This window comes from Gimesia sp. (assembly GCF_040219335.1).
GTDB lineage: Bacteria > Planctomycetota > Planctomycetia > Planctomycetales > Planctomycetaceae > Gimesia.
This window is the reverse complement of the sequence record NZ_JAVJSQ010000020.1, coordinates 21,707-34,877: the sequence shown is the minus strand read 5'-3', so window position 1 is coordinate 34,877 and position 13,171 is coordinate 21,707. Positions and strand designations below refer to the sequence as shown.

10 protein-coding genes are annotated in these 13,171 nt (G+C 53.8%); 3 read left to right on the top strand and 7 right to left on the bottom strand.

Annotated elements, in window-relative coordinates:
* Position 1: 1 nt before the first annotated feature.
* The 3 genes from RID21_RS17495 to dxr all read right to left on the bottom strand — a co-directional run bounded on the left by RID21_RS17495 (position 2) and on the right by dxr (position 3,731).
* Positions 2-454: a hypothetical protein gene (locus RID21_RS17495; protein ID WP_350191037.1), complete on the bottom strand. Its 453-nt coding sequence runs from the start codon at positions 452-454 to the stop codon at positions 2-4.
* A gap of 128 nt (positions 455-582) precedes the next feature.
* Positions 583-2,586, bottom strand: a complete 2,004-nt coding sequence (gene rseP, locus RID21_RS17490) for an RIP metalloprotease RseP (RefSeq protein WP_350191035.1) — start codon at positions 2,584-2,586, stop codon at positions 583-585.
* On the bottom strand, positions 2,580-3,731 hold the full coding sequence (gene dxr / locus RID21_RS17485) for a 1-deoxy-D-xylulose-5-phosphate reductoisomerase (protein ID WP_350191033.1): 1,152 nt from the start codon (positions 3,729-3,731) through the stop codon (positions 2,580-2,582). The genes rseP and dxr overlap by 7 nt, the downstream gene beginning before the upstream one ends.
* A gap of 408 nt (positions 3,732-4,139) precedes the next feature.
* Between dxr and ftsH the strand changes: the two genes are divergently transcribed.
* Positions 4,140-6,206: an ATP-dependent zinc metalloprotease FtsH gene (gene ftsH / locus RID21_RS17480; RefSeq protein ID WP_350191031.1), complete on the top strand. Its 2,067-nt coding sequence runs from the start codon at positions 4,140-4,142 to the stop codon at positions 6,204-6,206.
* Positions 6,203-6,793, top strand: a complete 591-nt coding sequence (locus RID21_RS17475; protein ID WP_350191029.1) for an LOG family protein — start codon at positions 6,203-6,205, stop codon at positions 6,791-6,793. The genes ftsH and RID21_RS17475 overlap by 4 nt, the downstream gene beginning before the upstream one ends.
* A gap of 10 nt (positions 6,794-6,803) precedes the next feature.
* Here RID21_RS17475 and acpS read toward each other — a convergent pair whose 3' ends face one another.
* On the bottom strand, positions 6,804-7,196 hold the full coding sequence (acpS, locus tag RID21_RS17470) for a holo-ACP synthase (RefSeq protein WP_145044266.1): 393 nt from the start codon (positions 7,194-7,196) through the stop codon (positions 6,804-6,806).
* Positions 7,197-7,499: 303 nt separating this feature from the next.
* Between acpS and RID21_RS17465 the strand changes: the two genes are divergently transcribed.
* Positions 7,500-9,443, top strand: coding sequence for a redoxin domain-containing protein (locus RID21_RS17465; RefSeq protein WP_350191027.1), 1,944 nt, complete (start codon positions 7,500-7,502; stop codon positions 9,441-9,443).
* A 9-nt stretch (positions 9,444-9,452) separates the two neighbouring features.
* Here RID21_RS17465 and RID21_RS17460 read toward each other — a convergent pair whose 3' ends face one another.
* The 3 genes from RID21_RS17460 to sthA form a co-directional block, all read right to left on the bottom strand.
* Positions 9,453-10,907 (bottom strand): sulfatase, encoded by a 1,455-nt coding sequence (locus RID21_RS17460; protein WP_350191025.1) that lies wholly within the window; start codon positions 10,905-10,907, stop codon positions 9,453-9,455.
* A gap of 101 nt (positions 10,908-11,008) precedes the next feature.
* Positions 11,009-11,662, bottom strand: a complete 654-nt coding sequence (locus RID21_RS17455) for a hypothetical protein (protein ID WP_350191023.1) — start codon at positions 11,660-11,662, stop codon at positions 11,009-11,011.
* A gap of 55 nt (positions 11,663-11,717) precedes the next feature.
* Positions 11,718-13,118, bottom strand: coding sequence for a Si-specific NAD(P)(+) transhydrogenase (gene sthA / locus RID21_RS17450; RefSeq protein ID WP_145044264.1), 1,401 nt, complete (start codon positions 13,116-13,118; stop codon positions 11,718-11,720).
* Between the last annotated feature and the right edge of the window lie 53 nt (positions 13,119-13,171).

The following is a 13,171-nucleotide window of genomic DNA, read 5'->3' as shown; positions in this document are numbered from 1 at the left end:
ACTAACCCGGCTGGTCAGTGGAATCGCCCTGGCCAGCCGCTGAGTCATCAGACTGTTTCATGTTCCGAATTGAGGGAACCCAGGTTCGCTGTTCATCGACCGCTTCCCGAATCGATTCAAGTGTCGGCGGCTGATTACTCCCGTACTGCGTCTGGCTGTTTCGCTTGCGGGGACGGGGCGTATACTCGTAAGTATCGTTTTCTTCTTTCTTCCACCAGTGCCAGAGCTTAAGCGATTCCTGGCGCGCTTCCGGTGGTTTATCACGCAGCAGCCACGATAACAGCAGCAGGACGGTAATCACACCGATGGCAATCATCATCGGCCTGCCCGGCGGTTCGCCACTGGTGACGACCACGAACACACAAGCGAACAATCCACCCATGAGTGTGAAGACTGTCGCCAGCCAGGCTGCTGCCTGATCTCCTGAACCACGAGGGGAGCGACCTGCCGCCATCGTTTCTTTCTCCCACATCCTGCAACGTTACTATCTGAGCAATGAGCCAGAGACCCCGCTCGAGGTCGCTGACTCTCATTTCAGCTTAACAGAAGAAGCTGCCGTGCCCAAATAAATTTCATTTCGGCTTACAGGAAAATATCCAGATAGAGGACGAAGATCATCAGCCCCAGCACAAAGATCATGCCGACGTAGGTTGCTGCAGCCAGAACCTGCTCGTTGGGACGTTTGCGGGTGATGCCTTCCCAGCACAAAAAGACCATGTGCCCGCCATCCAGAACCGGGATCGGCAGGAAGTTCAGCACCGCCAGGTTGACGCTTAGAAAACCGAGAAACAGCAACAGTTGCGAATAGCCGTCGTTTGAAACTTCGTATGCCACCTTGGCGATGGTAACCGGGCCGCTCAGTTCCAGCGGAGACACGCGACCGGTAAACAGGCTTCGCAGGGTAAGGTAAATGTCCTTTGCGGAATTCGTCGTGTATTGCACACCCATTCCCAGCGCCTGCCCCATGCTTTGTGCCTGCTGGGTTTCCCGCAGTGTCTGCAACTTGATCCCCCGGACCGGCAGGGACCATTGCTGACCTTCTTCCTGATTCGGATTGACCCAGGGAGTCAGCTTGGCCTGTTTGATTTGTCCTTTATGACTGTAAGTCAATTCAACGGGCCAGCCTGGTCGTACCTGCATTTCCCAGAACGCATTCGCCCAGTTCATATTCTTGTCGTCAAATTCATAGCTGACTTCTTCCAGACCCTGCCACTCACTCAACGGTTCACTTTCCGGAGGCATGATTCTGATTTTTTTAATGTGGGCATCAGCTTCGATGCCCGCTTTGTGTGCCGGGCTGCCTTCTTCGACCTTGAGTGTGGTCGGAATCACGTGGAAGGCGATTCCCAGTGAGCCCACCGACAGAGGTGTATTGGAAAAAATCGGATGCTCCAGCCAGGCAGGATTGTCCAGAGGCACAACGTTCAGATTGACCTCAGCAGGCTGCGCCCCATCCTGGGCACGGCTCACGACAATCGGAACGGTCTCGCCGGCACGCGAAGAAAAATAGTTGGGCAGACGCAGCGGATTGATCACCTTGCCAACATCCTGACCATCGATATGAGTTATCTTGTCACCGGCTTTCAAACCGGCACGATCGGCGGGTGAGCCTTTTTGAATGGATTCAATCGGCCCGATATCCATCCACAGTCCCAGGGTGTGGAACGGGTTGTTACCGACCGTGATCTCCACAACTTCGGACTCGGAAGCACCCTTGCGTGTGACGCCTGTTTTCAGAGTTTCGGAACTGCGGGCGGCAAACAGCCGTTGCAGTTGGGCATAGTTTTCGACCGGTTGTCCGTCGATGGTAACAAACGTGTCTCCTGGCTGATAAGCGGGTTCCGCTTTTGAAGCGGCCGTTCCCTTCGCAGTGACGCTCATGCCAGGATCTTCATAGACAGGAATCTGCAGGCTTTGTGACTGCAGCAGACCAATCTGGGGACGGGTCCCCGTCCGGTCCGGTGTAATGTCCACTTCGAATTTCTTCCCGTCCGGGTGGATGCCTTCCATCTTGATATCTCCATCGCTGAATGCACTGCTGCGGATGATATCCATGAAGGAATTGGTTTTTTCGCCGTTGATTTTGGTGATCACATCACCCGGTTGAATCCCTGCTTCCCACGCAGGCATGCCTGGAATGGCAGCACCGACAACGCAGGGAGTCGAAGCGACTCCGAGGCGAAACGCGAAGGCAAAGAACAGCATCCCGGTAATGATGTTCATGATCACGCCGGCAGAGATGATGCCCATTCGCTGGTAAACGGGCTTGGCGGAATAGGAGCGCGGATCGAGGGCGATCTCCTCGCTCGTTAACTGGCTGGGGTCGACGTCGTCCTGTCCCAGCATCTTCACGTAACCACCAAAGGGAATCCACGACAGCGCGTATTCGGTTTCCCCGTGTTTAAAACTTTTGATGATCGGGCCAAAGCCGATACTGAACCGCTCCACTTTCACATCACACCACTTGGCGACCGCGAAGTGGCCCAGTTCGTGAAAGAAAATGACCAGCCCCAGACCGATGGCCACCATGGCAATGTTCGTCACTTTGCCGAGTAAAGTTGCTCCAATTAACAGACTGGTCAACATGACTTCCACCTTTTAATCTCCTCACGGGCCCAGTGATCCAGTTCAAACAGTTTATCCAGACTGGGGTGGGGTTCGTATTGATGTGATTTTAATACTTGTTCACAGGAGGTCGCGATATCACTGAAACGCAATCCACCCGCTAAAAAACGTTCTACGGCAGCTTCGTTAGCTGCATTCAGGACGGCACCACAAGTCCCTCCCTGCTCCGCGACTTCAATTCCGAGTCGCAAGGCGGGAAACGCTTCCAGATCAGGTGGCTCAAAGCTGAGTTCAAAAGCACGGCTCCAGTCCATCGGAGGGTTGAGACCTTCCATCCTGACAGGATACGTAAGTGCGTACTGAATGGGAAGCCTCATATCGGGAGGCGAAAGCTGGGCTATTACAGATCCGTCCACAAATTCCACCATCGAATGCACGATCGACTGAGGATGCACGACCACGGAAATCTGATCCACGGTCAGCTGAAACAGCCATTTGGCTTCAATCAGCTCCAACGCTTTATTCATCATCGTAGCAGAATCGATGGTAATTTTCGGTCCCATGTCCCAGGTCGGATGAGCCAGGGCTTTCTCCGGGGTGACGTCTTCCAGATCTGCGAGACTTGCTCCCCGAAACGGTCCTCCACTGGCGGTCAGAATGACCCGCTTCACTTCGGACGCGGATCCCGCCTGTAATGCCTGGTAGATGGCGCTGTGTTCACTGTCGACAGGTAGCAGGATCGCCCCGCTCCGCTCTGCCAGATCCATAATCAGTGGCCCAGCAACGACTAACGTCTCTTTGTTCGCGATGCCAATCGTCTTACCGGACTCAATTGCCGCCCAGGCACCCTTCAGTCCCGCCGCTCCGACAATGCCACAAATCACAGTGTCGATCTCGTCTGCTGCAGCGACCCGCTCAATCTGCTCATCGCCGAACAGGACTTCGGTTTCCTGAGGGAAAGCACTCAGATCAACGGCCGATTTCAGGTCGGCATTGCTCAGCACAGCCCAGCGCGGGCGGAACTGCTGAGCCTGTTCTGCCAGCTGTTGCCAGCTGCTGTGCGCAGTGATAGCCGTCAACTGCATCTCTTCTGCATGGGCGGCAATCACATCCAGTGTACTCGTGCCAATGGACCCCGTAGACCCGAGAACGGCTATTTGCTTCATTCGACCCTGTTATTTCATCCTCAGTCGGACAGGTTGACTGTTGTTTCAATTCTTAAAGCAGAGTGGAAAAAAGACATGCCTTGGTTCTGTTTTTTTGCCCTAACCACCAACGAAACCGCATTTTAGGCGTAATAATTAAACATGGCAAGAGGCATTCAGTCCCTACCGGAGCCTTTTCAGCAGGGACCAATGCCAGGAACACGCATTTCTAGGCAAAGCTTTGATTGACCCCCTTGTCGAAAGGACATACATTTACAATAAAACATAGATGCATTCTGTGTTAAGATCCTTTCAACTCATGATACTGATAGAAATCCAGGAATTGCTGCGTCTGGCATAATGTTCAGTTCGGCCTTCCGCTTCCCGTGACCAGCTCAGCACACTCCTCTGACAGAGATATATAATCCCATGCCTAACTTGGATCCGAAACAGTCGAACCGCAGAGAACGTCCCACTCCCCCTGAACGCAATCCCAAAGGCGATGGCCGTCGCCCCGAACCCAAAGGTCCCAAAAGTAATGCACTCTGGTATCTCGTGGTTGGCGGGCTGATCCTGTTCATCACACTCTCAGTGGTCTCCAACAACAAGCGTGGCGAAAAAATCAAGTTCGGCGATTTCGTCAAAGGACTCGATGACGGCAAATACAACAAAACCAACGTCCATGAGTTGAAGTTCGGCACTGACTACATCGTGTTCCAGGATCAGCCGAAACAGGAAGGCTCCGAAAAAGGGACACTCGCCAACACAACTAAAAATTATTACATCCCGGTCTGGGGGATTCCGCAGGAAGCCCGCGCACAACTGCAGACCAAGCTCGAAAACAAAAGCATTATCGTCGACTCTGAGAGTCGGCCTTCCGAGTGGGAATCGCTGATTGCGGTACTCTTCTTTCCGGTCGTTCTGCTCATCTTCGTCATCTATCTCTTCCGGAGGATGGGAGGCGCAGGGTCGCCGATGTCCTTCGGTCGTAGTCGCGGACGGATGTACGCCCAGGATGATATCGAAGTCACATTCAACGATGTGGCCGGGATCGAAGAAGCCGTCGAAGAACTCCGTGAGGTCGTCGAGTTCCTGAAAACGCCTGCCAAGTATCAGGCTCTCGGAGGCCGGATCCCTAAAGGGGTGCTGCTTGTCGGACCTCCGGGAACCGGTAAAACCATGCTCGCCAAAGCCGTTGCTGGCGAAGCGGGAGTTCCCTTCTACGGACTTTCCGGGTCCGACTTCGTCGAAATGTTTGTCGGCGTCGGTGCCGCCCGCGTGCGGGATATGTTCCAGCAGGCAGCTCAGCGCTCACCGGCCATCATCTTTATAGATGAGCTCGATGCCCTGGGTAAAACGCGTGGCAGCGGCATGCCCGGCGGTCATGATGAACGCGAACAGACACTCAACGCCCTGCTCGTCGAAATGGACGGGTTCGGCTCCGATCAGAGTGTGATCGTCATGGGAGCGACCAATCGTCCCGAAACTCTGGACCCCGCCTTGATGCGTCCCGGTCGTTTTGACCGACACGTCCTGGTCGACCGTCCCGATGTTCGCGGCCGCGAAGCCATCCTCAAAGTCCACAGTGCCAAAGTCAAAATGGATGAGTCGGTCAACCTGCAGCACATCGCCAAAATTACCCCCGGCTTCGTCGGTGCGGATCTGGCCAACCTGATCAATGAAGCTGCCCTGCTCGCTGCCCGTAATAACAAAGAAGCAGTGACGATGCGGGAATGCGAAGAAGGCGTAGAACGCGTGGTCGCCGGTCTGGAAAAATCAACCCGCCTGATTCACGAAGACGAAAAGAACCGGGTCGCTTACCACGAATGTGGTCATGCCTTGGTAGCCTGTTCGCTGCCCAATGTGGATCCGGTGCACAAGATTTCGATCGTACCCCGTGGTCTCGGTGCCCTCGGTTATACATTGCAACGACCCGAAGAAGAAAAACAGCTGGTCACCCAGAGCGAACTGGAAAACCGCATCTGCGTGCTCCTCGGAGGCATCGCTGCCGAAGAAATTATCTATCAGGAAACATCCACCGGTGCTCAAAACGACCTGCAGCGGGCCACCGACCTCGCCCGCCGTATGGTGACGGAGTTTGGTATGAGCGCCAAACTGGGACGCGTACATTACAGCGAAACCCGTCGGTCTCCCTTCCTCGGTGATACCTCCTCAGGTTCCGAAAGCGTTCACAGCGAAAACACACTGCGGGAAATCGATCTGGAAATCCGGCGGATCATCGATCAATGCGCGAAGATCGCCTACGAGGTTCTGGATGAACGCCGGGAACTGCTCGAGCACCTGACCCAGGAACTGCTTGAATGCGAAGTCATGGATATGGATCAGCTTCAGTCGATTCTCAAGCAGCATCAGCGTGGCCCGCAGATCAAACCGGGAACGTTCGTTGATAACAGTGCGGAAAATAAAACCGCCGAAAAAGACAAGGAAGAGCCTGTCTCAGACAACGATCAGTCAGCTGATGGAACCGGGACATGAGTAAGATCAACAGCATCTGCGTATTCTGCGGTTCGAAGTCAGGCAGTGATCCTCAATATCATGCGTCAGCTCAGGAACTGGGACGTCTGCTGGCCGAACGAAACATCACGCTGGTTTACGGCGGCGGCAGCGTAGGACTGATGGGCATCATTGCAGACGCCGTACTCGCAGCCGGCGGTAAAGTGATCGGCGTTATTCCGAGACAACTGGCTACCCGGGAACTGCTCCATCCGGGAGTGGAAGAAATGCACGTCGTGGAAGACATGCATACCCGCAAAGCGAAAATGGCTGAATGTTCCGACGCGTTCATCGCGATGCCGGGCGGCTTCGGCACTCTCGAAGAACTCTTCGAAGTTGTCTCCTGGGTTCAACTCGGCATCTATCTCAAGCCGATCGGACTGCTCAACACCTCAGGTTTCTATGATCCGCTTCTGAATCTGGTCGAGCATTGTATCGAAACCGAATTCATTAAACCGAAATACCGCGATCTGATCATTTCCGATGAAACACCGGCCACGCTCGTCGATCATCTCGAGAAACACCAGCTGCCGCACATCGAAAAAATTCTGAGTCTTAAGCAGAGCTGATCTCAGCACTTCAGGCGAGCGGCATTTTTCCGACAGCGATTGCCGTGGCTGTCGCAAATTCCCGGCTGTGGGAGATCGTGATCAGAATCTCCTCGATTCCCAGTTCTCCCGCGTATTGTTCTACGCCTCCGGAGATCACAATGGTCGGCTTCCCACTCTTCAGGTTAACCACTTCAATCTCTTTCCAGCCGATGCCTTTCACAAAGCCAGTACCCAGCGTCTTCATGACTGCTTCCTTGGCTGCCCATCGTCCCGCGTAATGCTGCTCCTTGTTCTTCTTGGTGCCGCAGTACTCGTTTTCACTCTCCGTGAAGACACGCTTGAGAAAGGTATCTCCATGCCGCTCAATCATTTGACCGATGCGTGAAATTTCGACGATGTCTGTTCCCAGCCCGACTATCACTGATATTTACCCCGATACTGATCTATTGTATAATGGAAAACAAAATTCTTTCCCTGGATTTCTGAAACAGAATCGGCCGCACATGGGTATTACCGGGCAAGGGAGAATTAATATTAGTGCTTCTTCGTATTTTGACAGTATTTCTATCTACGAAGGCCACTACTCTGGTGTATCTTGAGGGTTCAATTCGCGTCGAACCATTTCGCAGACTTAACCAGCGCCCATCATTAAATCTGAGTCGAGAGGGGAGTTCAAGGTCGAATGAGAGGCTTCTATCGTCTAATACCGGGTTTCCTGTCCTGCTTGCTGTTCACTTCTACTCTTCTGGCCGAGCCCACAGAGTCGCTGGTGGGCAAATCGGTCGACAACTTCAAATTGCAGGATTTTCGAGGCAAACAGGTGCAACTGGAAGACGCCCGCGACCAGAAACTGGTCGTCCTGGCGTTTCTGGGAACCGAATGTCCGCTGGCCAAACTCTACGGCGATCGTCTGCAGAAACTGGCTGACGAATACGAGATCCAGGGCGTAACCTTTTATGCCATTATGTCCAACCAGCAGGACTCGCTAACCGAAATCGCCGCGTATGCCCGCAAGCATGGAATCAAGTTCCCCGTGCTCAAAGATCCGGGCAACCACGTGGCTGATCAGATCGGTGCAGTGCGGACCCCGGAAATCTTTCTGCTCGATCAGTCGAGAACAGTTCGCTACCACGGTCGTGTCGACGATCAGTATGGCGTTGGTTACATTCGCGACGAACCCAAACGCCAGGACCTGAAAATTGCGATCACGGAACTGCTCGCCGGGAAACCTGTCAGTGTCGCTTCCACGAAACCGCTGGGTTGTTTTATTGGACGCATCCGGGAACCGGATTCCAACAGCAGCGTCACGTATTCTAATCAGATCGCACGCCTGTTGCAGAAGCATTGTGTCGAGTGCCATCGACAAGGTGAAATCGCGCCGTTCGAACTGACCGAATACGAAGAAGTGGCTGGCTGGGCCGAAACCATTGCTGAGGTCGTTCGCGATCAGCGGATGCCCCCCTGGCACGCCGACCCCGCTCACGGAAAATTCGCCAACGATCGCAGCCTGACCAAAGAGGAAAAAGAGCTCATCTACCAGTGGGTGGAAAACGGTGCTCCCGAGGGGAATCCCAAAGAGCTGCCCGAACCACGCACATACGTGACCGGCTGGAAACTGCCTCAGAGGCCGGATGCCGTTTTCTACATGGATGAGAAACCATTTAAGGTCCCGGCACAGGCAGGCAAACGGGGCGTCAAATATCAGTATTTCACCGTCGATCCCGGCTTTAAGGAAGACAAATGGCTCACCGGTGCAGAAGCCCTGCCCGGCAACCGGGCGGTCGTGCATCATATTCTCGTCTTCGCGCGACCCCCTCAGGGAAAACGGGTTCGCGTGTTTGGTGAAGGCGATCAGTTCCTCGTCGGTTATGTACCCGGTTCACGGGAAGTCATGTTGCCCGAGGGGATGGCCAAGAAAGTTCCCGCCGGTTCCAAGCTGGTCTTTCAAATGCACTACACTCCCATCGGCACCGAACAGGAAGATCGTAGCAAAGTCGGCCTGGTCTTTACCGATGAATCCAAAGTCACGCATCAGGTCATGACCGCGCATGTGCTCAATCATGAGTTCACCCGACGCAAATTCCCCATCAATGCCAACGACGACAATTTTAAAATTGAAGGCACTTCCCCTCCCAGCGACCGCAATATGCTCCTGCTGGGCTTCATGCCTCACATGCACCTTCGCGGCAAATCGTTCCGCTATGAATTGCGGAAAACTCCGGATGGACCGGGCGAGGTTTTACTCGACGTGCCTGCCTTTGATTTCAACTGGCAGACTGCCTACAAGATTGAAAAGCCGATTCCACTTCAGCCCGGCGACTACATCCATTGTGTCGCGCACTTTAATAATTCGGACAGTAATCTATCCAACCCGGATCCCGATAAACCGGTTTACTGGGGTGATCAGACCTGGAATGAAATGATGATCGGCTATTTCAATGTCGCGGTTCCCCGGGAGGAAGCCAAAGCGGAAAACCGTGCCCAGGCAGTTGCTTTCCGTCTGGTTTTAAAACGCGACAAAAATAAGAACGGTCAGCTGGAAAAATCAGAAGTTCCCCTGGTGGAACTTCCCGTCTTCTTCCGGGCTGACCAGAACAAAGATGATGTCGTGACCGTCGACGAACTCGCGGACATGCTGGAAAAAACACGCGGTAAAAAAGAAGAATAACAGCAATGCTCAGGGTTGGGCCGGTTTCTTTTTCGACTTGCCCTTACCCTGCTGCTGTTTCTTCTTCTTTCCCTGTCCCAGTGATGCATCATGCGGTGCATCGGGAGCATTTTTCTCCGGGAACCATTTTGCCAGCCGTTGTTTGGTTTCCGCATACTGGGGATCGTCAGCCAGGTTCTTCCATTCCATGGGATCCTGGCTGTGATCGTACAACTCTTCATCGCCAGTCTGGTAGCGAATCAACCGATACCGGTTGTCCCGCACTGCATGGTTCAATCGCCCATGTGTGGTTAGCGCCGGACGTTCCCACGTATGCGCGGGATCTTTCAGCAATGAAACCATGCTGATGCCATCCAGATGATCGCCGCGCGGGAGCTCACACAGTTCGCACAGTGTCGGGTAGATATTCATAAAATCTACTGCCTGATCACATTTGGTGCCTGCCTGAGTCACTCCCGGAACAACCATCATTAATGGAGCCCGGGTCGCTTCTTCCCACAGGGAGAATTTCCGCCAGTGTTTCTTTTCTCCCAGGTGCCAACCGTGATCACCCCAGAGAATGACGATCGTATTTTTTGCATACGGGCTCGCATCCAGTGCGTCCAGCACTCGGCCCACCTGCACGTCCGCAAAGGCAATACTGGCCAGGTAAGCCTGCACGGCATACCGCCAGTTATCGGTCTTCAGAATCTTGGCATGATCTCCGCCTGGTTTCGCCATCCGCACGCCGGCTGGCGGAATGTCATCCAGATCGTGTTCTGGAACATTGGGAAGCTGAATCTTGTCCAGGGGATACATGTCGTAATACTTCCGTGGTACCTGCCAGGGCATATGCGGCCGATAAATGCCGCACGCCAGGAAGAAAGGTTTCTGGTCAGGCTTGCTCAGAAAATCAATGGCGTAATTCGCCATCTTATAATCGCTCATCTCCTGGTCCTGTGCCTCCAGCATACCCCAGATAATCGTACCGGCCCGAGAGTGTGGATCCTTGAGCACGGCCTGCGTCGGTTGGGGATCACTGGTCTGTTTCAGATAGTCATCCCACGATCCGTAGTCGTTATATCGTCCATGAAAGATTTTGCCTGAACCAATCGACTGGTAGCCATGATTGCGAAAATGTTGAGGCAGCGTCACGGCGTCCTGCATCACGGGACGCCAGGGCTGAGAATTCAGATAAACGCCCGAACTGGATGGGCGGATCCCCGTCAGTAACGCAGCACGCGAAGGATTGCAGGCAGGTGCGGCACAATGCGAATTCGTAAACAGCAGTCCCCGGGACGCAAGCCGGTCGATGTTCGGTGTCTTACAGTCCGGATGTCCGCCCAGGCAGCTGATCCAGTCATTCAGGTCATCCACGGCGATAAACAGCACATTCGGCCGTTCCGTCTCCGCAGCCTCGACGTGTGTTTCACCGCACAAAATCAAAGACAACAGCAACATCAAACCGAGGAGCGCGCGACCCATTAGTTTCCCCTTGTAGAAAGTCATGAATGATATGATCGAACGCCGATTATAGCCGCCGCAGGTCACTCAAGGAAAGGAAATAAGACAGGAGCCTGAACCGACTAACGTTTCCTGGAGATGATTTCCACCGTTTCGCCCGCTCTGGCTGCCTCGATTATTTTGAATAAACGGTCGCGTTGAACCGTGCGGCCTTCCTGGGGAATCAGACAGGAGATTCGTTGTTTCGTATCCGAATGAACGACACTCTCAAACGCCTCCAGCGAGAGATCATCCTTTGACAACCATTGAATGGGCCGCTGTGGTACATAGGCGATGAGCCAGACCGGTTCATTTTTCTCGGACTTCTCGGAAAGCCTGATAGCATGCAGGCAGGTCAGGTAATCGGAGGGAACCGCATTCTCCGCATCAAACCAGGCCAGACTGGGAGGCTTTCTGGTGCGGAGGTAGCTGGGGACCGTACGGTCAGATCCCGTTCCCTTGATGGTCTCCTGCCATTCCTCGAAGCTGTTCGCCATCAACTCCCGCCAGCTGATATCCTGTTCTAAGGCCGCTTCAAAGACCGAACTCCCGTTAAGGTCTTGATAATTATCCTCTCCCAAAGCGACCTGTCCCAACTGGCATTTAACAGTCGAATTAAAAGCCGCCTGTTGCGCATCTCGCACTTGCAGTAACAGGAAGACCGCACCGCAGACCAGGAGCAGGAACAAAGCCACTTTCAGGATTCGACGTCCCGTCTGACTTTGTTTCCCGTCCATATCTCGCCCTCCTGTATTCAGGCACGGAGATGTTTGCAGTCGATTCCGACCAGTATCAGAACAGGCGGTTATACCCATTCAATGCAGCCACTCGATACGCTTCCGCCATCGTGGGGTAGTTGAAGGTCGTATTTATGAAGTATAGCAGCGTATTAGCCTCACCGGGCTGTGACATGATGGCCTGGCCAATGTGAATAATTTCCGAAGCATTCGGCCCGAAGCAGTGGATCCCCAGGATTTCCAGGGTCTCGCGATGGAACAGCAACTTCAGCATTCCGGTCGGACAGTTCATGATCTGGGCGCGTGCCAGGTGTTTGAACATCGAGTGCCCGACTTCATAAGGGATTTTGGCTTCAGTCAGTTCCCGTTCGGTCTTGCCCAGGGAGCTGATTTCCGGGCTGGTATAAATCCCGGTCGGAATATCCCGGATCAGGGCCCGCTCGCATTCGCCGTTATCCAGATGGCTGGCGGCATACCTACCCTGTACATAAGCGGCACTCGCCAGTGACGGATAACCGATGATATCACCGACGGCGTAAATGTGGGATTGCGTTGTCTGGAAGTCATCGTTGACAGCAATCTGTCCGCGGGAGTCAGGCTCGATCTCCAGGGTTTCCAGACCAAGGTGTTCCGAGTTCCCTGTACGTCCTGCTGCAAACAGCATGATGTCGGTTTTCAGTTTTTTTCCCGACTGCAGATTGATGATCACTCCGTCATCGGTTCCTTCTATCGATTCGTAATGCTCACAGTGACGCAGCAGTACCCCACTCTCGCGCATGTGATAACTCAGGGCATCGCTGATTTCGTCATCCAGGAAGTCCAGCAGCGAGCTGCGTGTATTGACCAGGTTGACCTTCATCCCCATCGACCGCAGCATGGACGCGTATTCGCAACCAATCACCCCTGCTCCGTAGACACTGATCGAGCGAGGGGTAAAATCGAGATCCAGAATTGTATCGCTGCAGAAAATATGGGGATGGCTGAAATCAATATCGTCAGGTCTGTAGGGGCGCGATCCGGTTGCGATCACGGCATAGTCGAACGAAATTTCTTCGGTCAGCCCGTTGGGCGTTTCGATATGAATGTGGTGTGGGTCCAGGAACCGGGCCTCTCCCTCTACCAGGTCGACGCCATTTCGTTCATAAAACATCCGTCGCATACCGACCTGCTTCTGAATCACGGAGGCAGCCGTCTTGCGGAGCTCAGGGAATTCCAGGTCAAAGACCATCCCGGCCCGTCCCATCTGCCGCATGTAGCCGTTGATCTCCGACATCCGCAGGATGGAATACCGTAAGGCTTTACTGGGGATCGTACCCTTGTGCGTGCAGTTTCCGCCGATCTCGACAAACTTTTCGATCGAGATCACCGATTTCCCCTGTTTAATGGCCTGCATTGCAGCCCCTTCTCCACCGGGGCCGGTACCAATCACTGCCACGTCATAATGTGCCTTAGGCATCCCTGAATTATCCTTGACTGTTGATGACTGTTCGCTGAAACGAGCATCCGGGT